Here is a 25,470-nt window from a genome sequence, read left to right as displayed (position 1 = left end):
AATGCTATTCGTAGCGCATCGGAAAAATGCTTATTTACCTTCGCTCAAGCCGCGCTCGAGCGCCGCGACACCCGCCGGCAGATCGACGTTGACGCCGAGATCGACCATCGTGCGGCCCAGCGCATGCACGGTGCGAAACAGGTTGTGCTCGCGGCACTGTTCGCCCATCTGGCCGATACGCACGATCGGCAGACCGAACGAGCCGGAGATTTCCACCTGATGCTGCCGCGAGATATGCGCGCAGACGTCGGTGGGACTGAGGCCGTCCGGCACTTCGATGCCGACCACCGAATTCAGGCGGCAATTCTCCGGCGCATACAGTTGCAGGCCCATCGCGGTGACGCCTTGTTGCAACGCGAGCGAGCATTTCAGATGGCGCGCGAAGCGCTTCTCCAGCGTCTCCGCGCAGACGAGCCGCAGCGCCTCGTGCAGCGCGAGCACGCCCGACACCGGCGCCGTGTAGTGATACCCGGCGTTGTGCCAGAAGTTTTCCGCCAGCGACGCATCGAGGCACCAGTGCGTATTGGGCGCCGTGCGGCCTTTGACGCGCGCCCAGGCCGCGTCTGAAAACGCAATCAGCGACACGCCCGGAATCGATGACAAGCCCTTCTGGCCGCCGGTGATCACCGCGTCGATGCCCCAGATATCCATTTCGAGCGGCATCGTGCTCAGCGTGCAGACAGCGTCGACGATCACGAGCGCGCCCGCTTCCTTCGCAAGCGCGGCGATGTCTTTCAGATGATGATTCCACACGGTGTTCGAGGTCTCGCCCTGCACGACCGTGACGACCTCGGGACGCTCGCGGCGCAGCGCGTCGGCGATCTGGTCGAGACTCGCGACCGTGCGGTCCGCGACTTCGAGCATGCTCACGCGCGCGCCGACGCGCCGGCCCATTTCGCCCATGCGGTCGCTGAAGAAGCCATTCTTGATGCACAGCATGCGCGTGCCTTCCCACGCGAGATTGGAGATCGCCATCTCCATCGCGCCCGATCCCGGTCCCGCGACGCCGAGCACCCACTTCGACTGCGTCTGGAACACGTAGCGCGCCATCGTTTTCACCTGGTTCACCACCTTCGCCATCGTGCCGCCCAGATGGTTGATCACGATCGCATTGGCCTTCGCGACCGCGGCGGGAATCGGCACGGGGCCGGCGCCCATCATCAGCAGCGGTTCTTCGGGAAGGATGGCGTCGAGCGATTCGACAATCGGACAGGGGACGGACGAAGCAACGGTAGTGGAGGTTGAAGTCGGCATGATCGGTGTATGAATGTGAAGCGCAAAGGAACGAACGGCCTCGCGGCAGGCACGCCGCTCGAGGCCGTTCGTCCGATCATTCACCGAACCGCGCGATCGCGCAAGTTTTTTGGCCAAGGTAGCCAGCCGTCATGCGCGAGCGTTACCCGCGTTCACCACATCACCCTACTCTTTCATTCGCGAAGTCGCCTAACATCGAGAAACAGCTTCTTCGGAGCCCGATATGCGCACGATCCTGTTCAGCAGTCGTCAATACGACGTCGATACATTCACCGAGGCCAATGCCGCGCATGGCTATGAACTGCATTTCCAGGAATCCCCTCTCGACAGCGAGACCGCGATCCTCGCGCATGGCTACGACGTGGTCTGCCCGTTCGTCAACGACAGCGTCGACGCCGCCACGCTCGAACGGCTTCATGCGGGCGGCACGCGCATGATCGCGCTGCGCTCGGCGGGCTTCAATCACGTCGACCTCGCGGCGGCCGAGCGGCTCGGCATGCCGGTCGCACGCGTGCCGGCCTACTCGCCGTACGCGGTCGCCGAACATGCGGTGGGACTGATTCTCGCGCTGAACCGGCGCCTGCCGCGCGCGGTCGCGCGCACGCGCGAAGGCGACTTCTCGCTGCATGGGCTGCTCGGCTTCGACCTGCATGGCAAGACGGTCGGCGTGATCGGCGCGGGCATCATCGGCCGGGTGTTCGCGCGCATCATGGCGGGCTTCGGCATGCAGGTGCTCGCCTACGATCCGGAGCCGCCGGCCGACGAACTGCTCGCGCTCGGCGCGCGCTACGTGCCGCTCGATACCTTGCTCGCCGAATCGGACGTCGTCAGTCTGCATTGCCCGCTGTTGCCCGACACCTATCACCTGATCGACCGCGCCGCGCTGGCGAAGATGAAGCGCGGCGCGATGCTGATCAACACCGGGCGCGGCGGGCTCGTCGAGGCGAACGCACTGATCGGCGCGTTGAAGGACGGCCAGCTCGGCCATCTCGGGCTCGACGTGTACGAGGAAGAAGGCGGCATCTTCTTCGAGGATCATTCGAATCTGCCGCTTCAGGACGACGTGCTCGCGCGTCTGTTGATGTTTCCGAACGTGATCGTCACCGCGCACCAGGCGTTCTTCACGCGCGAGGCGATGACCGAGATCGCGCAGACCACGCTCGCGAACATCGCGGCATGGCAGGCGGGCACGCCGCGCAACGTCGTGCAGGCGGGGTAGCCGTGATAACCGTGGCGTACGCGAATTGCCGCGGACTGCGAAAGTTAGACGTCGCTGTCGCTGCCCGACTGGGTCGCGCGAATCGCGGTGCGGGCATCATCGGCCGCGCCGCACAGCTCACGCAGCAATCCCGCCTCGCGCTCGTGCACTTCGACCGGACACCAGCGCGCGCCCGCCTCGGCCAGATAGCGCGCGCGATGCTGGCCGTTGCGAAACGCCACCACCCCCTCGCGCTCGATGCCGACCCAGCCGAGCAATCCCGGCGCGCGACGCGTGGAGATCGTCACGTAGGGCATCTGCGGAATCCGCGGGCTGTCGGGATCGAGAAACTCGCGAATGCCGCGGACCTTGCCCGCGTGCCATTCGGCGACCGGCTTCAGCACGTAATCGGTGTCGTCGCGATTCGCGCACACGAGCAGCTTGCGCAGATCGACGAGCACGACCTGGTGACGTGTGCCGTCAGCGACGAAGACGCGCTTCAGACGCACATGGTCGTACCACGCATGCTCGTGCAACGGCACGATCCAGACAGCTTCGGCGCAGCCCGGGGCGGGGGCCGGCGATGAATTGGGCAAAGGCAGGGACAAAGGCAGGCTCGGCAAGCTGGCGGCAGAACGCCAGAGCATTAATAGAGCGCTAACGCTACGAGCCGGACGTGACGGAAACATGACAGCCTACCGGATTAATTACGCTGCATGAGCGCATGGCAACACTGCCTGATCGACAGGCAAACAGGGAGCTTCAGATACCCTTCAGGTATACATAACGATGATAGCCTTCCAATATTTTAATAACCATGTGCGAATCGAGTCGAATGACGGCAACGGCGTCGCTACGATCGTGCTGGAGAGGCCCGCGCGGCGCAATGCGGTCGATCGGCAGGTGGCCGAGGCGTTGAGCGCTGCGTTCAGCCGCTTCGAGGCCGAGCCGGCGTGGCACGCGGCCGTGCTGTTCGGCGCGGGCGGCACATTTTGCGCGGGCGCGGACCTGGGCGCGCTCGCCGACGCGACGCGCCGCAATGAGCTGCACGCGGACGGCAGCGGCCCGGGGCCGATGGGACCGACACGCACATGCTTCAGCAAGCCGGTGATCGCCGCGATCGCCGGCTATGCGGTGGCGGGTGGGCTCGAGCTTGCCGCGATGTGCGACCTGCGCGTCGTCGAGGAAGATGCGGTGCTCGGCGTGTTCTGCCGGCGTGTCGGCATTCCGCTGATCGACGGCGGCACGATCCGGCTGCCGCGACTGATCGGTCTGTCGCGTGCGCTCGATCTGATCCTGACCGGCCGCGCGGTCGATGCGCGCGAGGCGCTTTCGTTCGGGCTCGCCAACCGCGTGGTGCCGAAGGGCGAAGCGCGCGCGGCTGCCGAGCAACTGGCCGCGGAGCTCGCCGCGTTTCCGCAGGCGGCGCTGCTCGCCGATCGTCGCTCCGCGCTCGAGAACAGCACGCTGGACGATCTCGCCGAGGCATTGCGGCGCGAAGGCGCGGGCGGCTACCCGGCGGTCTTCGCCGAGGGCGTGGCGGGCGCGGCGCGCTTTGTGTCCGGCGCGGGCCGTCATGGCGACACGTTCGACGCGGATCGCGGATAAGTCGGCGCCGCGCGATCGGTGACAGGTTTGCAATCGCCGGTCGCGACACCCCCGCGCGCACGAGACCTGGGTTGCCCGAAACGCACAGGAGGAAATGCGATGGCGACGATCTACCGGGAAATCGCCGTGGCAACCACCGCGGCCGATGCATGGGCCGTGCTGCGCGATCCCGCCGGGGTCGCCCGCGTATTCGCGGGCGTGCTGATCGCGGCGCGCATGGAAGGCGACCTGCGCTGGGTTACCTTCGCCGACGGCACCGTGGTCGAGGAACGCGTGATTGCCGTCGACGATGCCCACATGCGGCTCGCCTACTCGGTGGGCGGCGGGCGCTTCGAGCATCATCATGCGACGCTGCAGGTCGTGGCCGACACGTCCGCACATTGCCGCGTGATCTGGATCGCCGACTTCAAGCCCGACGATCGCAGCAACGTGGTCGAAGCGCTGACGGATGCGGGCTGCGCGGCACTCGGGCGCAACCTCGCGCGGCGCTGAACGCCCCTGGCGGCTCGGGCTCCCGCCGCCGCGTTCCACAAAAAACAACAGCTTTCCGGACAGCCGGCAAGCCAGATTTGACTTAGGTAGAATCCCCTACTGTTTTTCCCTAGCCGGCGACAGCGTTTCCGCCTTCGGAATTGCCCGCCCGGCGCCCGTTGTTCGCGCCGCTTCACGCGTCACACCCCATCATCGCCATGCCATTGCCTCTGCTTGCCCTTGCCGTTGCCGCGTTTGGAATCGGTACCACCGAGTTCGTCATCATGGGTCTGTTGCCCGATGTCGCGCGCGATCTGTCCGTGTCGATTCCGGCGGCTGGCATGCTGGTGTCCGCGTATGCGCTCGGCGTCACGATCGGCGCGCCGATTGTCGCGATCGCGGTCGCCAACATGCCGCGCAAAAAGGCCCTGATGAGCCTGATCGGCGTGTTCATCGTCGGCAATCTGCTGTGCGCGATCGCGCCGGGCTACGCGGTGCTGATGGCCGCGCGCATCGTCACCGCGTTCTGCCACGGCGCGTTTTTCGGCATCGGCTCGGTGGTCGCGGCCGGGCTCGTCGCGCCGAATCGCCGCGCGCAGGCAATCGCGCTGATGTTCACCGGCCTCACGCTCGCCAACGTGCTCGGCGTGCCGCTCGGCACCGCGCTCGGCCAGGCGGTCGGCTGGCGCGCTACTTTCTGGGCCGTGACCGGCATCGGCGTGCTGGCGGCGGCCGCGCTCGCGGTGTGCCTGCCCGCGAAGATCGAGATGCACAAGGCGAGCCTCGTGCGCGAATTCAGCGTGCTGAAGAACCCGCAGGTGCTGATGGTGCTCGGTATCAGCGTGTTCGCGTCGGCGAGCCTGTTTTCGACCTTCACCTACATCACGCCGATTCTCGAAGACGTGACCGGCTTCACGCCGCACGCGGTCACCCTGGTGCTGCTCTTGTTCGGCCTCGGCCTGACGGTCGGCAGCACGCTCGGCGGCAAGCTCGCGGACTGGCGGCTGATGCCCTCGCTGGTCGCGTTCCTGATGGCGATCGTCGTGATCCTGTGCGTGTTCGCGGGCACGATGCACGCGCGCACTCCGGCGATGCTGACCGTGTTCGTGTGGGGGGTGCTCGCATTCGCGATCGTGCCGCCGCTGCAGATGCTGATCGTCGATCGGGCGAGCCACGCGCCGAATCTGGCGTCGACGCTGAATCAGGGGGCGTTCAACCTCGGCAACGCGACCGGCGCATGGCTCGGCGGCATGGCGATCGGCGCCGGCGCGCCGCTGACGACGCTGCCGTGGGTCGGCGTCGCGACCGCGCTCGGCGCGCTGTTGTTGACGTTGTGGTCGGTGTCGATCGAGCGGCGGGTGGCCGTGGCGGGGTGAGCTTGCCGGGCACTTTGACGATGCGCGAAATGGGGTATTCCATTCCGGCGCGCGACAGCCGCTGTTCCGTGCCGATGCACCAGTGTTCGATGTCCGCCAGCAACGACGAGCGGCCCTGAGGGTAAGGCCTCGTTCGACAGCATTTCAGCCAGCGAGTGGAAACGATCTGCAACAGATCTTGAGCCGGGCGCCGAGGCCAATACCCGCTTCCACTCACGCTTTTCCGCGAACACAGCTTTCGCGACGTGCAGTGACGGGCGCGGCGTGCGGACCATCGTGCTAGGTTGTCGGCTCACCAATTCTCAACGCACGCGAGTTCGACGGCGACGCACAAACGCGTCCGACGGTGACAGCAAATCGTGACCGCTGTCATCGATTTCGAGCCAGGCAGTTTATCCACACATGTCCACGCCGTTTCCTTACACAGTCTCCGAATCGTCGTTTGCCTGGAATGGTAAAAGACCGACAGTCAGGGCTCTCTTCGACGCCCGCCCACCCACCGTTCCACGTGATGCAAAGGCCATTTTCGACGAAGATCTCGGCTGCATCATTGGATACAAGAAGGAAGTAGCCGGCGTATTCCGTATCTATACATTGGACGGCGGGGAATCCTTGAGCGAAAAGCCGCTGGAAGCCCCGCTGATCGATCCGCTCGATGTGCTGTTTCTCGTCGGAGGCATCTGGACGGCTGGCACTCGAGGCATCACGCGAGCAGGGATGAGAGGAGTAGGCTCCGCGATCGACCGGACCACGCTGTTTCGTTTACGTACGCGATACCATGCGCTGATGCAGCGGCCTTTGCGTTTTGCCGCCGCACCGCTCGCGCATATGGGAAATCCCGGACGCTATGTACCCGTTCACATCCTTCGCCTTACCCTGAAATATGGCAAACGTGCCGCCGACCCCGCAGGGCACACTGGCGTGTTTCAATACACCTATCCAATCACGCGCAATGGCACAGCATATATGCTCGAAGTCGTCGTGCGGGAGAGCGACTACACCGTTCTGCACTTTGCCTATAAACCTCTTCCATGAAGCATCCCACCGTCTACACGACTGCCCCTGCCACCGGCGTTTCCGCCACGGTGCGGTGGGATGAAGAAAGCTCCACGCTGTTCTGCGAGGTCAACTATTCACCTTTGCCTTCGCCGCGGGAACCGCAAAGCAGTCTCAGCGACTTGCTGGACGTGCGCTTCGGCATCGGCACGCCTTCCTATGTCCTGACGGCGGGCACGTTGTCGATGCTTCTCGATCAGCATCGCCGGTTGACCCGGTTGGACTTTTACACGAATCCCGAGCGGTGGACGGTGCGCATGTCTGAACCACTCACAGACCCGACCGACAGAACTCCGCACATCGAGACAGAATTCGACGAGCACGGACATGCGGACGACATGGAACCACCGGTGATCGTTTACGAGCCTCGTGACGGCACCCTTTACCTGTCGTGGGGCCCCGTGTCTCACTGGTACGGTATCGCGCCAGCGCTCGCGATCGGCGTCGCTGACGACAAGCGCCTCACGCAGATTCGTCTGCACGGTCTGACGATACCGCCGCGGAGCAGCAAATCCGCGCCTATCGAGTAAGGATCGCACACGAGATCGAGCAAATCTCGCGGCAAAGATACGCGCGACCCACACGCGTAGTAGCATCCCCGCCGATGAAAGTCATCTTCACCTGCGATTTCCTCGCGCTGATCCTGAGCGTCGCTGTCGTCGGACTCGGCAGCGGCGCCGCCCTTCCCCTCACCGCTCTGGCGCTCGCTCAAGCCGGTTACGGCACCGACGCGGTCGGTCTGTTGAACCGCCGCGCAGGCGGGCGGCGGTCTCGCCGTGGTGCCGCTCGCCGGCCGGATCGCGGCGCGCTTCGGTGGCCGCCAGGTGATCGTCGGCGCGGTGCTGGTGGTTGCTTGCGCGACCGCATTGATGCAGCTCACCGCGAACCTGCGGCTATGGGCGCTGCTGCGCGTGCTGTGCGGCGCGGCGCTGATGCTGCTGTTCACGATCGGCGAAGCGTGGGTCAACCAGCTCGCCGACGATGCGTCGCGCGGCCGCGTGATCGCGATCTACGCGACCAACTTCACGCTGTTCCAGATGTCGGGCCCGGTGCTGGTGAGCCAAATCGCGGGCTTCACGCAGGGACGGTTCGTGCTGTGGGGCGCGATATTCCTGCTTGCGTCGCCGCTGCTCGCGACGATCCGTGCCACACCGCACGCATCGAGCGACGAACACGCCGGGCACGGCGACTGGCGCCGCGTACTGCCGCGCATGCCCGCGCTCGTGATCGGCACCGGCTTCTTCGCGCTGTTCGACCCGATCGCGCTATCGCTGCTGCCGCTGTTCGCGATGTCGCATGGCATGTCGAGCGAAGTGGCCGTGCTGTTCGCGTCGGCGCTGCTGCTCGGCGATACGACGATGCAGTTTCCGATCGGCTGGCTCGCCGACCGGCTCGGCCGCGAACGCATGCATATCGGCTGCGGCATCGTGGTCGTCGCGTTGTTGCCGCTGCTGCCGTGGGCAGTCGGCTCGCCGTGGCTGCGCTGGCCGCTGCTGTATGTGCTCGGCGCGGCCGCGGGCGCGATCTACACGCTGTCGCTGGTGGCCTGCTGCGAGCGCTTTCGCGGTGTCGCGCTGGTGTCGGCGAGTTCGCTGGTCGGCGCGTCGTGGAGCGCGGCGAGCTTCGGCGGTCCGCTCGTCGCCGGCGCGTTGATGAAAACGGTCGGCCACGAAGCGGTGGTCGGCGTGCTGTTGTGCGCGGCGCTCGCGTTTCTGGCGGCGGCGTGGTGGGAGCGTCGGCGGATTGCGCTGCGGGCGCCGAGTTGACGAATAGACGCTAATTGCTGGCTTTTACGATCTATACGCAGGGTGCTAATCTCAATCCACGTTGCGCGGACACTCGACGAACGGCCCATATTTCGTGGCGCCGCCGCAAGCAACGGGGAGTCCGCCATGGTCTCGATGCGCCTGTTGCTCCGTGCCAGCCTGTTGGGCACGGCGATCGCGGTAGCCGCGATCGTCGCGGCGAACTGTGGAGGCGGCGGAGGCGGAAACAGCAGTGGCCCGACGGGCGCGAGCGTCGGCGGTAGCGGCGCGTCCGGCGCATCCGGCGCATCGGCCCCGGCCGCAGCGAGCGGCGGCAGCACCACCAGCGGTGGCACCACGAGCGGCGGCACCACCACCGGTAGCACCGGCGGCTCGGGCACCTCGATGGGCGGCACATCGGCGGCAGCCGTGCGCGAAGTGCTCACCTATCATGACGACATCGCGCGCACCGGCCAGAACCTCGGCGAAACCACGCTGACGCCCGCCAACGTGGCGGCTTCGACGTTCGGCAAGGTCGGCTTCTTTAGCGTCGACGGCAAGGTCGACGCGCAGCCGCTATTCGTCGCTGCGCTGGCGATCGGGGGCGGCACGCACAACGTGCTGTACGTCGCGACCGAGAACGACAGTGTGTACGCATTCGATGCCGACACCGGCGCGACCCTGTGGCAGGTGCGCACACTCGGCACCGGCGAAACCCCGAGCGACGACCTCGGCTGCAGCCAGATCGTGAACACCATCGGCATCACCTCGACACCGGTGATCGACCGTTCGCGCGGCACGCACGGCACGATCTACGTCGTCGCGATGTCGAAGGACGCGGCCGGCGGCTACCATCATCGCATTCACGCGCTCGACCTCGCGACCGGCGCCGAGCTGCTGAACGGTCCCACCGAAGTCGCCGCCTCTTACCCGGGCAGCGGCGCGGGTAATACGAACGGCGTCGTGCCGTTCACCGCGTCGTTGTACGCGGAGCGCGCGGGGCTGCTATTGCTCGGCAACACGGTCTACACGACGTGGACCTCGCACTGCGACGACGGCGGCTATACGGGCTGGATCATGGGCTACGGCGCCGACACCTTGCAGCAGACCACCGTGCTCAACCTGACGCCTAACGGCATCGGCGGCGCGATCTGGATGAGCGGCGCGGGACCGGCGTCGGACGGCTCGTCGATCTATCTGCTCGATGCCAACGGCACGTTCGACACGACGATGACGTCGAGCGGCTTCCCCGCCAGCAAGGATTTCGGCAATACGTTCCTGAAGCTCGGCACGGCGGGAGGCCTGTCGGTGGCCGACTACTTCGCGATGACGAACGTCGTGCAGGAGGCCCACGACGACATCGACCTCGGCTCCGGCGGCGCACTGGTGCTGCCGGACCTGACCGACGCGAACGGCACCGTACAGCATCTGACGCTCGGCGCGGGCAAGGACAGCACCATCTACGTGCTGAATCGCGACTCGATGGGCAAGTTCAACCCGGCGGCCGACAACATCTATCAGGAGATTCCCGCGCAGCTGGCCGGCGGCGAGTTCGGCATGCCCGCCTATTTCAACGGGCGCGTGTATTTCGGCTCGGTCGGCGATCATCTGAAGGCGTTCACCGTGACCAACGCGAAGCTGTCGATCACACCGACCGCGCAAAGCGCGATGACGTTCGCCTATCCCGGGACGACGCCGAGCATCTCGGCGAACGGCACCACGAACGGCATCGTGTGGGCCGCCGAAAACGGCACCGTCGCGGCCTTGCATGCGTTCGACCCGATCACGCTCAACGAGCTGTACAACAGCAACCAGATGGGCACGCGCGATCAGTTCGGCACGGGCAACAAGTTCATCACACCATTGATCGCAAACGGCAAGGTGTATGTCGGCACGACGAATGGGGTGGCCGTATTCGGGTTGCTGGGTGGGTGAAGCGGACGACGCGCCGATTCATTTCGACACGGTGCGCCCAAGGTCCCGCACAAACGACGAGGGCCGGCATTGCGCGCCGGCCCTCGCTCATCGTGACTGCCGCGCGCTCACCCTCGCGCCGGCAGAATCTGTCCGGCACACGCGCCGAAGCCCACGCGATACCCGTCGCCCTGGCACCAGCCGACGAGCGTCAACTCATCGCCGTCCTCGATGAACGTGCGCGTGCCGCCCTCCTTCAACGCCAGCGGCTTCTTGCCGTTCCACGTCAGCTCCAGCAGGCTGCCGTACGAATCCTCGGTCGGCCCGCTGATCGTCCCCGAGCCCATCAGGTCGCCCACCCGCGTATTGCAGCCCGCCACCGTGTGATGCGCGAGCTGCTGCGCCATCGTCCAGTACATGTATTTGAAGTTGGTCCGCGCGATCGTGCTCGCTTGCCGCGCGGGTTGCGCACGCAATGTCACTTCGAGGTGAATGTCGAACGCATGCTTTCCTCGATGCCTCAGATAGGCGAGCGGCTCCGGCTCCTGCACCGGCTGCGCGACGCGGAAGGGTTCGAGCGCATCGAGCGTGACGACCCACGGTGAGATCGTCGTCGCGAAGGTCTTCGCATTGAATGGGCCGAGCGGCACGTATTCCCATTGCTGGATGTCGCGCGCGCTCCAGTCGTTCAGCAGCACCATGCCGAAAATGTGCGCCTCCGCGTCCTCGCACGCGATCGGCTCGCCCAGCGCATTGCCGCCGCCGATGATGAAACCCGTCTCCAGTTCGATATCGAGCTTGCGGCTCGCGCCGAACACCGGACGCTCCTGGTCGGGCAACTTCAGCTGACCATTCGGACGACGCACCGGCGTCCCGCTCGCGACCACCGACGACGCCCGTCCGTTGTAGCCGATCGGCATCTCCGACCAGTTCGGCAGCAGCGCATTCTTCGGATCGCGGAACATCGCGCCGACATTGGTCGCGTGTTCCTTCGATGAATAGAAATCCGTGTAGCCCGGAATCTGCACCGGCAGATGCAGACGCGCATCGGCCGCGCGCACGAGCACCTTCGCGCGCAACGCGGCATCGTCGCGCAGCGTCGCGGTGTCGCGCGCGAGCAGTTGGCTTAGCTGGATACGCACGCTGCGCCACACGTCGCGGCCAAGCGCGATGAAATCGTTCAGCGCATCGCGCGCGAACACGTTGTGCGCCGGCACGTTCAGCAGACCCGCGGCCTGCAACGCGGCGAGATCGACTATCTGATCGCCGATCGCGACGCCCACGCGACGCGCGTCGTTGCCACGGTCGCTGAAAATGCCGAACGGCAGGTTCTGGATCGGGAAGTCGCCAACCGGGTCGTTGGCCGACTCGATCCAGCTCTTGCGCGACGCATCGAGCGTCGCCTGGAGATCGTTCACCGCGTTCATCGTTGCTCCGGATTGAAGTGTTTCTTGAGGCCTTGCCAGCACTCGTAGTAATGCGCCTGCAGTTGCGCGGTTTCGAGCGCGAAGCGCGTCGGCTTGATCAGCGTGCGGGTCTCGAACATGAAGGCCATCGTGTCGTCGACCTTCTTCGGCACCGAGGTATCGAGATGCGACGCCTTCTCGAACGTGTCCGCGTCCGGGCCGTGGCCCGTCATGCAGTTGTGCAGGCTCGCGCCGCCGGGCACGAAGCCCTCGGCCTTCGCGTCGTAGACGCCATGCACGAGGCCCATAAACTCGCTCGCGACGTTGCGATGGAACCAGGGCGGCCGGAACGTATCTTCGGCGGCGAGCCAGCGCGGCGGGAAGATCACGAAGTCGATCGTATCGACGCCCGGCGTGTCGCTTTGCGATTGCAGCACGAGGAAGATCGACGGATCCGGATGGTCGAAGCTGATCGAGCCGATCGTGTTGAAGCGGCGCAGGTCGTATTTGTACGGCGCATAGTTGCCGTGCCATGCGACCACGTCGAGCGGCGAATGGCCGATGTCCGCGCGCCACAGATTGCCGTTCATCTTCGCGACGAGTTCGAACGCGCCTTCGCGGTCTTCGTACGCGGCGTGCGGCGTCAGGAAATCGCGCGGATTCGCGAGACCGTTGGAGCCGATCGGCCCCAGTTCCGGCAGACGCAGCAGCGCACCGAAGTTCTCGCAGATGTAGCCGCGCGCGCTGCCGTCCGGCAGGCTGACCGCGAAGCGCACGCCGCGCGGAATCACCGCGATCTCGAACGGCTCGACATCGACTCGGCCCATTTCGGTCGCGATATGCAGGCGCCCCTGTTGCGGCACGATCAGCAGTTCGCCGTCGGCGCTGTAGAAGAAGCGATCGTGCATCGAGCGGTTCGCCGCGTACAGATGGATCGCGCAACCGCTCATCGCTTCGGCCGAGCCGTTGCCCGCCATCGTGACCCAGCCGTCGATGAAATCGGTCGGTTCGCTGGGCCTCGGCAGGGGGTCCCAGCGCAGCTGGTTCGGCGGCGTCGGCGGCACCTCGGCGAAGTTCGCGACGAGCCGCTCCGGCGGCATCGACGTGAACGGCTTGTGCATGGCCGCCGGACGAATCCGGTACAGCCACGAGCGACGGTTGTGACCGCGTGGCGCCGTAAACGCCGTGCCCGAAATCTGTTCGGCATACAAACCATAGGCCGCGCGTTGCGGCGAATTGCGGCCGGTCGGCAGCGCGCCCGGCAATGCCTCGGTCGCGAATTCATTCGCGAAACCCGACTGATAGCCGGGCTCGATTTCAGGCCGCAGGCGTTCGTCGGCCGGCGTACGTGTTGAGGTATCCATACAAGGTTCTCCGCGAGTTGCTCGATTCTTTCCCGGTTGATACGTGATCTTTGCAGTCGGGCTCAGGCCGGCTCCGCTTCGGACGCGCGGCTGGGTTGCCGCGTCGCACCGGCGAGCACGACCACCAGCAGCGCCGAGCACAGCACCGGCAGCGCCGCCGCATGAAACAGCGCGGCATTCGACCGGTTCAACGCGATCAGCATTGGGTCGTCCCCTCTGGCTGGCTAAAATTGTATTTTACGAATAGTAAAACGAATTACGAATAGTGAAACTAACGTATACCCTTGGAAATACGCCCGCGAACCTCGTCATTCCGCGCTCAGCCCCGGCCGATAAGCGTGAGGCCAATAACGATATGAGCATTTTGTTAATCTGCGCAGGGCGCGTACTGCTACCATCAATGAATGCGGCCATCGCGTCGCGCTGCCACGCGCCCGGTGCGCGTTCATCGTCGCCTTTCATTTGCCTTCATGATTTCGCCGACCATCCCCGATCTGATCGCCCGCGCCGCTCATCACCCGTTTCTCGGCGAGCATCTGGCAATGGGACAAGGCGGGCACGCCGGCATCGCGCTCGCACATTTCGATGGCATCGAGCTCACGAGTGCCTACGAGCCGATCTTCGACATCAGCGTGCACGGGCTTGCGCAGTCGCTGTCATGCGGCGCGGAAGGGGTCGACCGCTTCGGTGATGAGCTCGGCTTTCAGGCGGTCACGCACCGGCTCGACGCGCCGCCATTCGAGGTGTTCGATCCGTTCGACAACATCGCCGACGATCAGCAACTGGTCGCGCTAGACCGCATGTCGCGCGCGCTGCACGCAATCAACTTCTTCGGCCCGCAGCGGCATGGGTTGCTGTTTCTGCGGGTGCACGAGAGGCTGTTGAAGAGCGTGAAGTACGACCACGGCCGGCATTTTTCGAGCGTGCTGACCTCGTTCAATTTGAGTCCGACGCGCATCGTGATCGAGTTGCCGGCGGCGGCGGTCGCACACAAGACGTTCCTGGGCTATCTGACGCGCAGCTATCAGCACTACGGGTTCAAGGTGGCGGGCAATCTGTCGAACGCGGGGCAGATCCTGTCGGTATCCGAAACCGCGCGGCTCGACTTCATCAAGATGGATGCGGCGGCCGCATTGCGCGACGCGACCGTGAAGCCGCTCGTCGGCTACGCGGGCCGGCTGCGGGTGCCGCTGATTTTCAATCGCGTGATGGATGAGGCGCAATTCTCCGCGCTACAGCAGTACGACGTGCGGTTCGTGCAAGGGCCATTATTCAACGCGCATTATCACGACCGGGCGGCGTGACACGGTGTGGGCCCGGTTAGCCGGGGCGCCCCGGCATTACCTCAGCCCGGCTCCCCCAGCCGCGCCGCGAGCGCCTTCAGGCGCGGCGCGACATTCTCGCGAAACACTTCCTCCCCCATCGACGACGCCGGCCCGCTGCAGCTGAGCACGAGCCAGCGGTTTTCGCGCGGCTCGCGAAACGGCACCGCGACTGCGTTCACGTCGTCATGCCACGCACGAAACGAGTAGCAGCATCGCTCGGTCGCGAACGCGGCGATCTCCTGTTCGGCTTCGGCGACGAGCATCGCCCCCATTCTGCCAGCCGCTTTTTTCAGTTCCGCGAGTAACGCGGTACGCGCGTCGGGCGGCTGCACCGCGAGATAGGCGCGACCCATCGAGCTCGTCAGCATCGACAGTTTCGAGCCGGATGCCAGGCCGAGCGTCAATGCGGTTTCGCTGCGAATCGTCTCCAGATACACCATGTCGAGCCCGTCCCGGCACCCGAGCGAGACCGCCGCGCCGACCTCGCGCGCCAGGCTGCGCAGGTGCGGGCGTGCCAGTTCGAGCATGTCGGTGCCCGACAGCAGCGCGAAACCGAGCGACAGCACGCCCGCGTCGAGCGCATATTTGCCGTGTCTTTCGTCCAGCCGCAGATAGCCAAGCACGGTCAGCGTGTAGGCGAGCCGGTTCACGGTTGCCTTCGGCAGACCCGTGCGTTCGACGAAATCTCGATTGCCGAGCATCGTCTCGCCTGGCCGGAACGCGCGCAACAGGTCCAGCCCGCGAGCAAGGGCGACGACGAATTTGCGTTCGTCGAGCGAAGCGGAGAAAGTGGATGGCGGCGTCATAGGGTGATACACTCGGGCGTCATTTGCAAAACATTGTTTCGCAAAGCGGAACTCTAGTCAAGCGGGTTCTGAGCGAGAAATCAGGAGATACGTCATGGCCGTAGCCGCGCAGTTTCACTGGGAAGACCCGTTGCTGCTGGATCAGCAGCTCACCGAAGACGAACGTATGGTGCGCGATGCCGCTGCGGCTTACTCGCAGGACAAGCTGCTGCCGCGCGTGCTGGAGGCGTTCCGCCACGAAAAGACCGATATCGGGATCTTTCGCGAAATGGGCGAGCTTGGCCTGCTCGGTCCGACGATTCCCGAACAGTACGGCGGCCCCGGTCTGAACTATGTCGCGTACGGGCTGATCGCGCGTGAAGTGGAACGCGTCGACTCCGGCTATCGCTCGATGATGTCGGTGCAGTCGTCACTGGTGATGGTGCCGATCTACGAATTCGGCTCGGACGCGCAGAAGGAAAAATATCTGCCGAAGCTCGCGCGCGGCGAGTGGATCGGCTGCTTCGGCCTGACCGAGCCGAACCACGGCTCCGATCCGGGCGGCATGGTCACGCGCGCGAAGAAGGTCGATGGCGGCTACTCGTTGTCGGGCTCAAAGATGTGGATCACCAATTCGCCGATCGCCGACGTCTTCGTCGTATGGGCGAAGCTCGAGGAAGACGGCCAGGACAACATCCGCGGCTTCATTCTCGAGAAGGGCTGGAAGGGTCTGTCGGCACCGGCGATCCACGGCAAGGTGGGTCTGCGCGCGTCGATCACCGGCGAAATCGTGCTCGACGAAGCGTTCGTGCCGGAAGAGAACATCATGCCGGGTGTCAGCGGCCTGCGCGGTCCGTTCACGTGTCTGAACTCGGCGCGCTACGGCATCGCCTGGGGCGCGCTCGGCGCGGCTGAAGCGTGCTGGCACATCGCGCGTCAGTACGTGCTCGATCGCAAGCAATTTGGCCGGCCGCTCGCCGCGAACCAGCTGATCCAGAAGAAGCTCGCCGACATGCAGACCGAGATCACGCTCGGGCTGCAAGGCGTACTGCGCCTCGGCCGCATGAAGGACGAAGGCACGGCCGCGGTCGAAATCACCTCGATCATGAAGCGCAATTCGTGCGGCAAAGCGCTCGACATCGCCCGCCTCGCGCGCGACATGCTCGGCGGCAACGGCATTTCGGACGAGTTCGGCGTCGCGCGTCATCTGGTGAACCTCGAGGTCGTCAACACCTACGAAGGCACCCACGACGTTCACGCACTGATCCTCGGCCGTGCGCAGACCGGTATTCAGGCGTTCTTCTGATTCCGATGCTGGTGTATCGATAATGCAAAAAAGCCGGTTCCTTCGAACCGGCTTTTTGGTTCATGCCGCGCCGCTTACCGGTTCGGCTGCGGCGTCAGGCGCAGGTACGGACGCAACGCCTTGTAGCCCTTCGGGAATTTCTGCTTGATGACTTCCTCGTCCTTCAGCGACGGCACGATCACGACGTCATCGCCCTGCTTCCAGTTGCCCGGCGTCGCGACCGAGTGACTGTCGGTCAGTTGCAGCGAATCGATCACGCGCAGCACTTCGTCGAAGTTGCGGCCGGTGCTCGCCGGGTACGTGATGATCAGACGCACCTTCCGGTTCGGATCGATGACGAACAGCGAGCGCACCGTGAACGTTTCGTTCGCGTTCGGGTGAATCATGTCGTACAGCCCGGAGACCTTGCGATCGCCGTCCGCGAGAATCGGAAAACCGACGTTGGCGGCCTGCGTCTCGTTGATGTCCTTGATCCACTCCTTGTGCGACTCCGCGCTGTCGACCGACAACGCGATCGTCTTCACGTTGCGCTTTTCGAACTCGCCCGCGAGCTTCGCGGTCAGGCCCAGCTCGGTCGTGCAGACCGGCGTGAAGTCGGCCGGATGCGAGAACAGCACGCCCCAGCTATTGCCGAGCCACTCGTGAAACCTGATGCGGCCAATGCTCGACTCCTGTTCGAAATCCGGCGCAATGTCGCCAAGACGTAGACTCATAGTGCATCTCCTGTAGGTATTCGGAAGGTATCCGGATAAGGTCGCGGGCGTGTGCCCGCCGCGGCCAGTCACGATAAAGCATAAGGCCGCGGTGGTACATGGCGAACCAACATCGCGTCAGTACTTTATGTGTTTTTGTAATTTTCTCCCGTTTGACGGAAACTTTGCGGGACAGATCAACTCAATCCAGATACCGCCTTGGAGCAGAGTGCCCTCAAACGGGTGTCTTGACGCCACGCGCTGGCGGGAACGAATCGTGCAGCGGCGGCATGCAACCGCACTATGCTCGCCAGCGACCGTTTCTTTGGTTACGATTTACGCGTAGCGTGAGACAAAGGGAGCTGTCAATGTCGGAAGTCAACAAGGAGAGATTGATGTCGGATATCAAAACCGTCCTCGCGGACGCTGAAGACCTGCTGAAACAGGCCGCGAGCGCTACCGGCGAACGCGCGTCGGAACTGCGCGAAACCGCGCTGACGCGCCTGAAGCAGGCGAAAGAAAAGGCAGCCGACGTTCAGGTCGTGGTCGTCGAAAAAGGCAAGAAGGCCGCCCGCGCCACCGACGACTACGTGCACGAGCATCCGTGGGCGTCGATCGGCATCGCCGCGGGCATCGGCGTGGTGGTCGGTCTGCTGATCAATCGCAAGTAAAGGCCGGTGAGGCCGCCGGAGCAGGCATGTCCGGCGCACCGGCGACACGGGCGGACCGGCGCGAGCCTCGCCGGTCCCCTTCTGCTGGCGCGCACGCGCCGGCCAGGCCCTCACGCGCAACGCCCACAGCCATGACGACCGAAACACACTCGCAGCGCGCAGAACGCAGCCCGTTGCGCCGTATTCTCAGTTCCGTGTTTGCGATCCTGCAGACGCGGCTCGAACTGGTGGGCATCGAACTCGCCGAGGAAAAAGACCGCCTGCTCGGCGTGCTGTTTCTCGGTCTTGCCGCGACGATGCTCGCCACGATGGCCTTGATCGCGTTGACCGCACTCGTCGCCATTGCCTTCTGGGACACCTACCGATGGCAGGCGCTTGCCGGCATCACCGCGGTCTACGCGATTGCCGGGCTCGCCTGTGCGCTGAAGGCGCGCAGCGGTTTGCGCAACGCGCCGATGGTATTCGAAACGACCATCGCGGAGTTCGAAAAGGATCGCGAAGCGTTTCGCAGCCGCGACTGATGGGAAAGTTCGTCTGCATCCGATCCATCGCCTCACCCTCACTGCCGCCGACACGCCATGAGCCCCTCCCGTCCTGATACCGCCTTTCGTAACAAGCGCCATCCGTCGAAGGATCTGAGCGCGCCGCATCTGCGGGCGCTGCGCAAGGAATTGCTGCTCGTGCGCGCGGACGTCGAGCGCGTCGAGCTTGCACGGGCCAGCTTCGAACTGCGCCAGGCCGTCACGCATTTCAGCTGGCTCAGGTTCGTGATCCCCGGCTTTGGCGGCGTGCGCGTCGGTAAAGGGCCAAAGGCGAGCGTGCTCAACGCGGGCACGATCGGCGCGTTGCTCAAGCAGTACCCGTTCATCAGCTCGATCGCTTCGCTGTTGCTCGCCAAACCGCTGCGCGCGAGGGTCGTCGCGAGCGCGAAGCCCGCGCTGAAGTGGGGCAGCCTTGCGCTCGGCGCGTGGGAAGCGTTCCGGATCTGGCAACAGATGAAGAACGAGTCGGCGGCGGCGCGGGCGGCCGCGGCGGCTTCCGCTACGGCGCAGTCGCCGGCGGCGCAGGACGATTCGTTGCGAAGCGGCTATTGAGGTCGTGGCCGCTGCGAGTGGCAGCGATCTATCGGACCTCCCGCTCGCAAGGTTGCGTGTGTCGGACTTCAACCACCGCTAACTGGTATTCCAGCATTCGCTGCTCGTGGGCGTCGCGCCGCTCGCATCGTTTCTATTGCCTCGCTGACCCGTCGCATCTAGCGTGAACGTGCCGCACGAGTCGTCGCGCATCGGGCCCGCTTCCGCGGGCGCCGCTTCGATCGAATAGCCGCCGTTCGTGTCGTCCGCGGGTAGCACGCGCACTCGATACACCGGAGCGCCGAACTGCGGCGCCTGATCGATACCCGGTGGCAAGGCCGGCACGCCATCGCTCGCCGCGGCCTCGACGAATTGCGCAGCCCGATATAACGCCGACGCCGCATCGATGCGATGCGTGCGCGCAATGTGGCTGCGATACGAAGGGATCGCAAACGCGGCGAGCGTGGCGGCAATCGCGAGCGCGATCACGAGTTCGAGCAGCGTGAATGCGGATGTGTTCGGCCTTTTCATACGTGTCCAGTCGGTGCGTTCCTCAGAATGGTCTTGCTGCAACGCGCCGCCAATGACGTTCGATCGCGCCATCTTCGGTCACGACCTCCATCTGCAACCAGACCTGCGACTCGCTGCTCCACCCGAAGCCGCGCGCGGTCAGCAGATAAGCGCTGGCGTTGGGTCGACTCGCGAGACGCCAAGGCTCGATCAGGCATTGCGGCGCGCGCGATGATCCCGGCCATTGCGCCACGGGCGTGATGGCGCCTGCGTCGAACGCGGTTTCAAGCCTCCATTGAGTCGGCTCGCCGGATGTGAGCGGTGCATCGCGCGCGTCGCCACTTGCCGATAGCACGTTGCGCTCGCACCAGCTCAGCGCCGAATCCGCCGCGTGGAAAGCCTGCAGATAGTCGCGCACATTGGTCGCCGCGCGAGCGGCCGCGAGCGATGTTTCGAACCATATCGCGGACGTGGCGAGCATCATGGCCGAGATCAACAGCACGATGGCTAGCACGACGCCGCGTTGATGTGCCCGTCGGGCACCGCCCTGACAATTTCGCTTACCTAAGTGTTTCGCTGTTCCGCCTGGCCCGCCGCATATGTCGTACGCGCGGCCGCGTTGCGCTGCTGTGCCGCGATCCATCACGACGACGCCTCCGCGCGATTCCGCAGCGCAACGCGGCGGGAAAACACCTGTCGAGGCCGCAGGTCGGTACCGAGTGTACTCACGCCATCGCAGTCGATGTACTTCGAACGCTGTCCTTGCGGCGCGCCGCGCACCAGCACGCAGACATCGACCGCAACGACGTTCGCCCATTGATCCGCCGCTACGGCCGACGCATTCACCGCATCCGCCGCGCCGTCCAGCCAGTAGCGCAACCGCACGCGCTCGACGCCTTCGATCAGCGGCTGCGCGGACCCCGCGTTGCCGCTGCCCACGCAGTAAAGCTCCGGCTCGCCGGTCGAGCCGCTGACGTTGGCGAAGTAGCGATTGACCACCGGCGCGCCCTCATCGCCAAGGACCGCGTCGCTGCTTTTGACGGCCTGTCCGACACAGTCGGTGACCTGGCCGCTCGACGATGGCCATGTCGATACGACGTCTGCGACGTAACGGATCGCGACGCCATCCGAGCCGGTGCTCAAGGCGGTGCAAGCGAGGCTGTCGTCGGCGCCGGTCGGACGACCGCCCGAGCAGCCGAATAGCGCAGGCGCCGCGTTGTAGCCAATGACATCGGCAGGGACGAAGCCGGCCATCTGCAATTGCTGGCCGATCAGCATCAGCGCGGTCAAGCCCGCTTCGCGAATCCGGGTCGCGTTGCTCGCCTGCACAAACGCGTTGCGCTGCGCCGTGTAAAGGGACACGGCGCCCGCGATCACGAGCAACCCGAGCGCCATCGCGATCAGGAATTCGATTAGCGTATGACCGAGTGGGCAATGCGGCCGCTTCATTTCGCGAACGCCAACGCGACACACGACGATCCAGCCGGTGCATCGACGTCGCCGCAAGGCTCCGCCGGCTGGGCGCTCGCATCGCCCAAAGCGGGCCGGTCCCGCACGGACGCCCACGTCACGCGCGCCGCCGCGACCGCGCCGCTCTCGCCAATCGATGCGTCGCCGTGCGGCAGCAGAACGCTCGCCCAGGTGCGCCATTGATTGAGCGCGACATCGCCCGTGGAAGGCGTGCGCGTCGCTTCGGCAATCGAGTCGGCTATCCACGCGGCGCTCTCGCGCAGCGTCATCGCGCGCGCTTCGCGTGCGATCCACACCTGAACCGCGATCAAACCCAGCGCGCTCACCGCGACCAACGCGACCGCCAGCATCACCTCGATCAACGAGCTGCCATTACATGTCGATGCGTGCACACGCAAACCGGTCTTGAATGCGTGCTGTCTCATGACGTCGCTCCGCACGCGCCCTCCGAGATCCGCGCGCGACCTCCTGCCGCGACGCTGATGCAGCGCCGCCACGGGTTCCCCTGCATCGATTTCGATGGGCTTCGCGGCGCAACATCAAAACTTCGAAACGCGCCGATCAGTTGCCCAGCCGGCGGCGTGAACGTCATATCCGTCTGCACGCCGGCGATGCTCACCGCCGCGAGCGCCGGCTGCGCGCGCAACAACGACGGCTTGCCGCCACGTTCGGCGAATACGGCCCAGCCGCAGGCCCAGTCGGCGATGCCGCCGGCGCAGGCTTGGCCCGACGCGAGACAGACGCGCGCTGCATCGATGCGGCACACCGTGATGCGCGCACCGCGCCGCAGCGCCTCGCTGCGCGCGTAGGCGAACGTGGACAGCAGCGCCTTCGAGCGCGCGTCGACCTGATCGCGCATATGCCATGCGGCGAACGACGGCACCGCCATCACGGCCATCAGCATCACGAGCGCTATCACCGCCAGCGTTTCGACGAGTGTGAAACCGCCGCGCGATGGCCGGTAAATCCCCTTGAATTTCATCTGCATCCCTGAGCGTTACGAACGGATGCAGCCAATCTAGCGATTTGCGAGCGCGCCGACCATCGTCCGAATGGCCAGGTGGCATTCAGACGTTAGCGCGCGCAACAATGCACGTGACGATCGATCACGGAGGCGGGAGAAGCGATGCGTGAAAAAAAGCGCGAAATGCGCGAGGCGATGGACGCGAATGACCGCAGTTCAGCTGCGACATGCGTGCGCTCAGCGCTTGCGGGAAGGCTTGGGCGGGGAAGAGGCGCGGCGGAATTCCTCGATCACGTCCTCGAATTCGGAGACGTCTTCGAAGCGCCGGTACACGGAAGCGAAACGGACGTAAGCGATCGTGTCGAGCGCGCGCAACTCGTTCATCACGAGTTCGCCGAGGCGCTCGCTACGCACCTCGCGCTCGCCGCTGCCGAGCAGCTGATACTCGATACGGGCGACAGCCGCTTCGATCGCGTCCACCGCAACCGGGCGCTTGCGCAGCGCCAGTTGCATGCTCGCGACGATCTTGCGGCGATCGAATTCCGTGCGCGTGCCGTCCTTCTTGACGACCGACGGCAACGCCAGCTCGACCCGCTCATACGTCGTGAAACGCTTGTCGCAGGCCGGGCAGCGGCGGCGCCGGCGGATCGTCGCGCCGTCTTCGGATACGCGCGAGTCGACGACTTGCGTATCGGCATGGCGGCAGAAGGGGCAATGCATGGTTTAGCCGTAAACCGGAAAGCGCTTGGTCAGATCGGCGACCTGAACCTTCACGCGCTCGATCGTCGCGGCATCTTCCGGGTTGTCCAGCACGTCGGCGATCAGGTTGCCGACCTGCTCGGCTTCCTTCACGCCGAAGCCGCGCGTGGTCATGGCCGGAGAACCGAGGCGGATACCCGAGGTCACGAACGGCTTTTCCGGATCGTTCGGGATCGCGTTCTTGTTGACCGTGATGTGTGCCGCGCCGAGTGCCGCTTCCGCAGCCTTGCCGGTGATCTTCTTCGCGCGCAGGTCGACCAGCATCACGTGGCTTTCGGTGCGACCCGACACGATGCGCAGACCGCGCTTGACCAGCGTTTCAGCAAGCACACGCGCGTTCTCGACGACCTGCTGCTGATACCCCTTGAATTCCGGCGAAAGCGCTTCCTTGAACGCGACGGCCTTCGCGGCGATCACGTGCATCAACGGACCGCCCTGGATGCCCGGGAAAATCGCCGAGTTGATCGGCTTCTCGAACTCGGCCTTCATCAGGATCACGCCGCCGCGCGGGCCGCGCAGGCTCTTGTGCGTGGTGGTGGTGACGAAATCGGCGTGCGGCACCGGGTTCGGATAAACGCCCGCGGCGACGAGACCGGCGTAGTGCGCCATGTCGACCATGAAGTACGCGCCGACCGACTTCGCGATCTTCGACATGCGTTCGAAATCGATGCGCAGCGCGAACGCGGACGCGCCCGCTACGATCAGCTTCGGCTTGTGTTCTTGCGCGAGCTTCTCGGCGGCGTCGTAGTCGATGTCTTCGGCTTCGTTCAAGCCGTAGCTGACCACGTTGAACCACTTGCCCGACATGTTGACCGGCGAGCCGTGCGTGAGGTGGCCGCCGTGCGCGAGGCTCATGCCCATGATCGTGTCGCCCGGCTTGAGCATCGCGAAGAACACGCCCTGGTTCGCCTGCGAGCCCGAGTTCGGCTGCACGTTCGCGGCTTCGGCGCCGAACAGCTGCTTCACGCGGTCGATCGCCAGCTGCTCGGCAACGTCGACGTATTCACAGCCGCCGTAATAGCGCTTGCCCGGATACCCTTCGGCGTACTTGTTCGTGAGTTGCGAGCCTTGCGCGGCCATCACGGCCGGGCTCGTGTAGTTTTCCGACGCGATCAGTTCGATGTGCTCTTCCTGACGGCGGTTTTCCTGCTCGATGACCTTCCAGAGTTCAGGATCGACGTTGGCGATGGTGCTTTGGGCTCTGTCAAACATACGGGTTCCGTTGAGTGTTTTCAGGTTGACCGGATCGTGCGCCGAATCCTGCGTAGAGAGTACACAGCGGGGTACGCAGCGCTTTGGGCGGCGAGGCTTGCCCTGACGTGGCGAGTGGAGAGTCGCCGCACACGCGAGGCGAGCCAGCCACCGTCAGCGCAGATTAATGCGCGCGGTTCACGGCTGCCCAGGCGAACGGCAAAACGGCACCCTGCGCTTCACGGTGGGTTGTTCCACCTTGAACCCGATTGGTTGAATCGGCTGAGTCGGACGACTCGGTTCTATCGCCAGTCACGCAGGGTCGAGCGCGTTAGTGTATTGGAAGAGGCCCGAATAGGCAACCGACTTGCGGGTGCTCCGGCGGCCGCTGGCGGGGCCTCCGGACGGTTTGGCGGCCCCGCTGCGCAACCATCTGAGGAAAGCGCGCCGGTCGCGCCGCGCACCCGTTGCGCGCCGCCGCGGCAGCCGCCGATCCGGCTCGTGCATCCTTGCCGCAGCGTGCCATTGGAAGTAGGCTTTGGGCCTTTGTCTCTTACCGACCAGGGAACTGCAATGATCGTGTTTGTCACAGGAGCGTCGGCCGGATTCGGCGCCGCCATCGCCCGCTCGTTCGTCAAGGGCGGCCATCGTGTCGTCGCCACTGCACGCCGCAAGGACCGTCTGCAAGCACTCGCCGACGAGCTCGGCGACGCGCTGCTGCCGTACGAGCTCGACGTGCGCGATCGCGCCGCCGTCGAAGCCGTGCCCGCCTCGCTGCCGGCGGACTTCGCCGCGATCGACGTGCTCGTCAACAACGCCGGCCTCGCGCTCGGCACCGAGCCGGCTCACAAGGCAAGTCTCGATGAATGGAACACCATGATCGAGACCAATTGCACGGGCCTCGCGCAGGTCACGCATGCGCTGTTGCCCGGCATGGTCGAGCGCAACCGCGGGCATATCTTCAATCTGGGTTCGGTGGCGGGCCGCTGGCCGTACGCGGGCGGCAACGTGTACGGCGCGACCAAGGCGTTCGTGCGCCAGTTCAGCCTGAACCTGCGCGCCGACCTCGCCGGCACCGCGCTGCGCGTGACCGACATCGAGCCGGGTCTGTGCGGCGGCACCGAATTCTCGAACGTGCGTTATCGCGGCGACGACGACAAGGCCGCCAAGGTCTACGAAAATGTGCAGCCGCTGACGGCCGAAGACATCGCCGATTCCATCTACTGGATCGCCACGCGCCCTGCCCACGTCAACATCAACACGATCGAGCTGATGCCGGTCGCGCAGTCGTTCGCCGGTCTGTCCGTGCATCGCGGCTGAGTTTGAAGGCGG

At 65.1% G+C, this 25,470-nt stretch carries 27 protein-coding genes, 1 pseudogene and 1 riboswitch; of the genes and pseudogenes, 14 read left to right on the top strand and 14 right to left on the bottom strand.

Translation table 11 applies throughout. The features are described from left to right. Positions 1 to 30: 30 nt before the first annotated feature. A complete protein-coding gene (locus OKW27_RS31820; protein ID WP_090803207.1) occupies positions 31 to 1,254 on the bottom strand; it encodes a pyridoxal-phosphate-dependent aminotransferase family protein in 1,224 nt (407 codons plus the stop codon). Between the two features lie 223 nt (positions 1,255 to 1,477). Between OKW27_RS31820 and OKW27_RS31815 the strand changes: the two genes are divergently transcribed. Continuing rightward, the gene (locus tag OKW27_RS31815; protein WP_090803206.1) at positions 1,478 to 2,473 is read left to right on the top strand and encodes a 2-hydroxyacid dehydrogenase; all 996 of its coding nucleotides are present in this window, start codon (positions 1,478 to 1,480) and stop codon (positions 2,471 to 2,473) included. A 44-nt stretch (positions 2,474 to 2,517) separates the two neighbouring features. Here the strand turns inward: OKW27_RS31815 and OKW27_RS31810 are convergent, their stop codons facing one another. Further along, a complete protein-coding gene (locus tag OKW27_RS31810) occupies positions 2,518 to 3,099 on the bottom strand; it encodes a plasmid fertility inhibition factor family protein (protein ID WP_429335805.1) in 582 nt (193 codons plus the stop codon). Between the two features lie 142 nt (positions 3,100 to 3,241). On the opposite strand from OKW27_RS31810, the gene OKW27_RS31805 reads away from it, so the two are divergent. From OKW27_RS31805 to OKW27_RS31775, 7 genes and pseudogenes are all read left to right on the top strand, one after another. Further along, positions 3,242 to 4,060 (top strand): crotonase/enoyl-CoA hydratase family protein, encoded by an 819-nt coding sequence (locus tag OKW27_RS31805; RefSeq protein ID WP_429335804.1) that lies wholly within the window; start codon positions 3,242 to 3,244, stop codon positions 4,058 to 4,060. Positions 4,061 to 4,159: 99 nt separating this feature from the next. Continuing rightward, positions 4,160 to 4,552: an SRPBCC family protein gene (locus OKW27_RS31800; protein WP_429335803.1), complete on the top strand. Its 393-nt coding sequence runs from the start codon at positions 4,160 to 4,162 to the stop codon at positions 4,550 to 4,552. Positions 4,553 to 4,749: 197 nt separating this feature from the next. Continuing rightward, positions 4,750 to 5,907, top strand: coding sequence for an MFS transporter (locus OKW27_RS31795; RefSeq protein ID WP_090805596.1), 1,158 nt, complete (start codon positions 4,750 to 4,752; stop codon positions 5,905 to 5,907). 402 nt (positions 5,908 to 6,309) lie between these two features. Beyond that, positions 6,310 to 6,942: a hypothetical protein gene (locus OKW27_RS31790; protein WP_429335802.1), complete on the top strand. Its 633-nt coding sequence runs from the start codon at positions 6,310 to 6,312 to the stop codon at positions 6,940 to 6,942. Next, a complete protein-coding gene (locus tag OKW27_RS31785; RefSeq protein WP_090803198.1) occupies positions 6,939 to 7,493 on the top strand; it encodes a hypothetical protein in 555 nt (184 codons plus the stop codon). Before OKW27_RS31790 ends, OKW27_RS31785 begins: the two co-directional genes overlap by 4 nt. A gap of 74 nt (positions 7,494 to 7,567) precedes the next feature. Further along, positions 7,568 to 8,729: pseudogene (locus OKW27_RS31780) on the top strand (MFS transporter). A gap of 126 nt (positions 8,730 to 8,855) precedes the next feature. Further along, positions 8,856 to 10,643, top strand: a complete 1,788-nt coding sequence (locus tag OKW27_RS31775; RefSeq protein WP_429335801.1) for a PQQ-binding-like beta-propeller repeat protein — start codon at positions 8,856 to 8,858, stop codon at positions 10,641 to 10,643. 107 nt (positions 10,644 to 10,750) lie between these two features. Here the strand turns inward: OKW27_RS31775 and fahA are convergent, their stop codons facing one another. The 3 genes from fahA to OKW27_RS31760 form a co-directional block, all read right to left on the bottom strand. After that, on the bottom strand, positions 10,751 to 12,049 hold the full coding sequence (gene fahA, locus OKW27_RS31770) for a fumarylacetoacetase (protein WP_429335800.1): 1,299 nt from the start codon (positions 12,047 to 12,049) through the stop codon (positions 10,751 to 10,753). Continuing rightward, on the bottom strand, positions 12,046 to 13,392 hold the full coding sequence (gene hmgA / locus OKW27_RS31765; protein ID WP_429335799.1) for a homogentisate 1,2-dioxygenase: 1,347 nt from the start codon (positions 13,390 to 13,392) through the stop codon (positions 12,046 to 12,048). Before hmgA ends, fahA begins: the two co-directional genes overlap by 4 nt. Positions 13,393 to 13,454: 62 nt before the next feature. Further along, complete coding sequence (locus OKW27_RS31760) at positions 13,455 to 13,595, bottom strand: hypothetical protein (RefSeq protein WP_167368588.1); 141 nt, start codon at positions 13,593 to 13,595, stop codon at positions 13,455 to 13,457. A gap of 267 nt (positions 13,596 to 13,862) precedes the next feature. On the opposite strand from OKW27_RS31760, the gene OKW27_RS31755 reads away from it, so the two are divergent. Next, positions 13,863 to 14,696, top strand: a complete 834-nt coding sequence (locus OKW27_RS31755; protein ID WP_184062236.1) for an EAL domain-containing protein — start codon at positions 13,863 to 13,865, stop codon at positions 14,694 to 14,696. Between the two features lie 41 nt (positions 14,697 to 14,737). On the opposite strand, the gene OKW27_RS31750 is transcribed toward OKW27_RS31755, so the two are convergent. Next, positions 14,738 to 15,523 (bottom strand): IclR family transcriptional regulator, encoded by a 786-nt coding sequence (locus OKW27_RS31750; protein ID WP_429335798.1) that lies wholly within the window; start codon positions 15,521 to 15,523, stop codon positions 14,738 to 14,740. 94 nt (positions 15,524 to 15,617) lie between these two features. Between OKW27_RS31750 and OKW27_RS31745 the strand changes: the two genes are divergently transcribed. Then, positions 15,618 to 16,808, top strand: coding sequence for an acyl-CoA dehydrogenase (locus tag OKW27_RS31745; RefSeq protein ID WP_429335797.1), 1,191 nt, complete (start codon positions 15,618 to 15,620; stop codon positions 16,806 to 16,808). 74 nt (positions 16,809 to 16,882) lie between these two features. Here OKW27_RS31745 and OKW27_RS31740 read toward each other — a convergent pair whose 3' ends face one another. Then, positions 16,883 to 17,521 (bottom strand): peroxiredoxin, encoded by a 639-nt coding sequence (locus tag OKW27_RS31740; RefSeq protein WP_184055435.1) that lies wholly within the window; start codon positions 17,519 to 17,521, stop codon positions 16,883 to 16,885. A 347-nt stretch (positions 17,522 to 17,868) separates the two neighbouring features. Here OKW27_RS31740 and OKW27_RS31735 point away from each other — a divergent pair, with 347 nt between their 5' ends. The 3 genes from OKW27_RS31735 to OKW27_RS31725 all read left to right on the top strand — a co-directional run bounded on the left by OKW27_RS31735 (position 17,869) and on the right by OKW27_RS31725 (position 19,265). Next, positions 17,869 to 18,171: a DUF883 family protein gene (locus OKW27_RS31735; RefSeq protein WP_026225611.1), complete on the top strand. Its 303-nt coding sequence runs from the start codon at positions 17,869 to 17,871 to the stop codon at positions 18,169 to 18,171. A gap of 131 nt (positions 18,172 to 18,302) precedes the next feature. Beyond that, positions 18,303 to 18,692, top strand: a complete 390-nt coding sequence (locus OKW27_RS31730) for a phage holin family protein (RefSeq protein WP_090803186.1) — start codon at positions 18,303 to 18,305, stop codon at positions 18,690 to 18,692. 57 nt (positions 18,693 to 18,749) lie between these two features. Continuing rightward, entirely contained in the window at positions 18,750 to 19,265 is a 516-nt protein-coding gene (locus tag OKW27_RS31725) for a DUF3318 domain-containing protein (RefSeq protein WP_429335796.1), read from the top strand. A gap of 78 nt (positions 19,266 to 19,343) precedes the next feature. Here OKW27_RS31725 and OKW27_RS31720 read toward each other — a convergent pair whose 3' ends face one another. The 7 genes from OKW27_RS31720 to glyA form a co-directional block, all read right to left on the bottom strand. Further along, positions 19,344 to 19,775, bottom strand: coding sequence for a type IV pilin protein (locus OKW27_RS31720; protein ID WP_090803183.1), 432 nt, complete (start codon positions 19,773 to 19,775; stop codon positions 19,344 to 19,346). Between the two features lie 22 nt (positions 19,776 to 19,797). Continuing rightward, a complete protein-coding gene (locus OKW27_RS31715) occupies positions 19,798 to 20,268 on the bottom strand; it encodes a pilus assembly PilX family protein (RefSeq protein WP_429335795.1) in 471 nt (156 codons plus the stop codon). Positions 20,269 to 20,396: 128 nt separating this feature from the next. Beyond that, entirely contained in the window at positions 20,397 to 21,203 is an 807-nt protein-coding gene (locus OKW27_RS31710) for a PilW family protein (RefSeq protein WP_429335794.1), read from the bottom strand. Beyond that, positions 21,200 to 21,649, bottom strand: a complete 450-nt coding sequence (locus OKW27_RS31705) for a type IV pilus modification PilV family protein (protein WP_090803178.1) — start codon at positions 21,647 to 21,649, stop codon at positions 21,200 to 21,202. The genes OKW27_RS31710 and OKW27_RS31705 overlap by 4 nt, the downstream gene beginning before the upstream one ends. Continuing rightward, positions 21,646 to 22,212: a GspH/FimT family pseudopilin gene (locus OKW27_RS31700; protein ID WP_429335793.1), complete on the bottom strand. Its 567-nt coding sequence runs from the start codon at positions 22,210 to 22,212 to the stop codon at positions 21,646 to 21,648. Before OKW27_RS31700 ends, OKW27_RS31705 begins: the two co-directional genes overlap by 4 nt. 213 nt (positions 22,213 to 22,425) lie before the next feature. After that, entirely contained in the window at positions 22,426 to 22,908 is a 483-nt protein-coding gene (gene nrdR / locus OKW27_RS31695; RefSeq protein ID WP_008919734.1) for a transcriptional regulator NrdR, read from the bottom strand. Positions 22,909 to 22,911: 3 nt separating this feature from the next. Next, on the bottom strand, positions 22,912 to 24,159 hold the full coding sequence (gene glyA, locus OKW27_RS31690) for a serine hydroxymethyltransferase (RefSeq protein WP_429335792.1): 1,248 nt from the start codon (positions 24,157 to 24,159) through the stop codon (positions 22,912 to 22,914). 178 nt (positions 24,160 to 24,337) lie between these two features. Further along, positions 24,338 to 24,464: riboswitch (ZMP/ZTP riboswitch) on the bottom strand. Between the two features lie 247 nt (positions 24,465 to 24,711). Here glyA and ydfG point away from each other — a divergent pair. After that, entirely contained in the window at positions 24,712 to 25,458 is a 747-nt protein-coding gene (gene ydfG / locus OKW27_RS31685; RefSeq protein WP_090803174.1) for a bifunctional NADP-dependent 3-hydroxy acid dehydrogenase/3-hydroxypropionate dehydrogenase YdfG, read from the top strand. Positions 25,459 to 25,470 lie beyond the last annotated feature (12 nt).

The organism is Paraburkholderia sp. 35.1 (assembly GCF_050436525.1).
Lineage (GTDB): Bacteria > Pseudomonadota > Gammaproteobacteria > Burkholderiales > Burkholderiaceae > Paraburkholderia > Paraburkholderia tuberum.
Note: the sequence above shows the minus strand (reverse complement) of the source record. Positions and strands in the feature narration are given on the sequence as shown.

Excerpts from the sequence above, each read along its gene's own strand:
- OKW27_RS31785 (WP_090803198.1), top strand. The coding sequence starts at position 6,939 with ATGAAGCATCCCACCGTCTACACGACTGCCCCTGCCACCGGCGTTTCC.
- OKW27_RS31705 (WP_090803178.1), bottom strand. The coding sequence starts at position 21,649 with ATGAGACAGCACGCATTCAAGACCGGTTTGCGTGTGCACGCATCGACA.
- OKW27_RS31800 (WP_429335803.1), top strand. The coding sequence starts at position 4,160 with ATGGCGACGATCTACCGGGAAATCGCCGTGGCAACCACCGCGGCCGAT.
- hmgA (WP_429335799.1), bottom strand. The coding sequence starts at position 13,392 with ATGGATACCTCAACACGTACGCCGGCCGACGAACGCCTGCGGCCTGAA.
- OKW27_RS31735 (WP_026225611.1), top strand. The coding sequence starts at position 17,869 with ATGTCGGAAGTCAACAAGGAGAGATTGATGTCGGATATCAAAACCGTC.
- OKW27_RS31760 (WP_167368588.1), bottom strand. The coding sequence starts at position 13,595 with ATGCTGATCGCGTTGAACCGGTCGAATGCCGCGCTGTTTCATGCGGCG.
- OKW27_RS31805 (WP_429335804.1), top strand. The coding sequence starts at position 3,242 with ATGATAGCCTTCCAATATTTTAATAACCATGTGCGAATCGAGTCGAAT.
- OKW27_RS31755 (WP_184062236.1), top strand. The coding sequence starts at position 13,863 with ATGATTTCGCCGACCATCCCCGATCTGATCGCCCGCGCCGCTCATCAC.
- OKW27_RS31700 (WP_429335793.1), bottom strand. The coding sequence starts at position 22,212 with ATGCAGATGAAATTCAAGGGGATTTACCGGCCATCGCGCGGCGGTTTC.
- glyA (WP_429335792.1), bottom strand. The coding sequence starts at position 24,159 with ATGTTTGACAGAGCCCAAAGCACCATCGCCAACGTCGATCCTGAACTC.
- OKW27_RS31795 (WP_090805596.1), top strand. The coding sequence starts at position 4,750 with ATGCCATTGCCTCTGCTTGCCCTTGCCGTTGCCGCGTTTGGAATCGGT.
- OKW27_RS31790 (WP_429335802.1), top strand. The coding sequence starts at position 6,310 with ATGTCCACGCCGTTTCCTTACACAGTCTCCGAATCGTCGTTTGCCTGG.
- OKW27_RS31820 (WP_090803207.1), bottom strand. The coding sequence starts at position 1,254 with ATGCCGACTTCAACCTCCACTACCGTTGCTTCGTCCGTCCCCTGTCCG.
- OKW27_RS31740 (WP_184055435.1), bottom strand. The coding sequence starts at position 17,521 with ATGAGTCTACGTCTTGGCGACATTGCGCCGGATTTCGAACAGGAGTCG.
- OKW27_RS31810 (WP_429335805.1), bottom strand. The coding sequence starts at position 3,099 with ATGCTCTGGCGTTCTGCCGCCAGCTTGCCGAGCCTGCCTTTGTCCCTG.
- OKW27_RS31720 (WP_090803183.1), bottom strand. The coding sequence starts at position 19,775 with ATGAAAAGGCCGAACACATCCGCATTCACGCTGCTCGAACTCGTGATC.
- ydfG (WP_090803174.1), top strand. The coding sequence starts at position 24,712 with ATGATCGTGTTTGTCACAGGAGCGTCGGCCGGATTCGGCGCCGCCATC.
- fahA (WP_429335800.1), bottom strand. The coding sequence starts at position 12,049 with ATGAACGCGGTGAACGATCTCCAGGCGACGCTCGATGCGTCGCGCAAG.
- OKW27_RS31725 (WP_429335796.1), top strand. The coding sequence starts at position 18,750 with ATGAGCCCCTCCCGTCCTGATACCGCCTTTCGTAACAAGCGCCATCCG.
- nrdR (WP_008919734.1), bottom strand. The coding sequence starts at position 22,908 with ATGCATTGCCCCTTCTGCCGCCATGCCGATACGCAAGTCGTCGACTCG.
- OKW27_RS31745 (WP_429335797.1), top strand. The coding sequence starts at position 15,618 with ATGGCCGTAGCCGCGCAGTTTCACTGGGAAGACCCGTTGCTGCTGGAT.
- OKW27_RS31750 (WP_429335798.1), bottom strand. The coding sequence starts at position 15,523 with ATGACGCCGCCATCCACTTTCTCCGCTTCGCTCGACGAACGCAAATTC.
- OKW27_RS31775 (WP_429335801.1), top strand. The coding sequence starts at position 8,856 with ATGGTCTCGATGCGCCTGTTGCTCCGTGCCAGCCTGTTGGGCACGGCG.
- OKW27_RS31730 (WP_090803186.1), top strand. The coding sequence starts at position 18,303 with ATGACGACCGAAACACACTCGCAGCGCGCAGAACGCAGCCCGTTGCGC.
- OKW27_RS31815 (WP_090803206.1), top strand. The coding sequence starts at position 1,478 with ATGCGCACGATCCTGTTCAGCAGTCGTCAATACGACGTCGATACATTC.
- OKW27_RS31710 (WP_429335794.1), bottom strand. The coding sequence starts at position 21,203 with ATGAAGCGGCCGCATTGCCCACTCGGTCATACGCTAATCGAATTCCTG.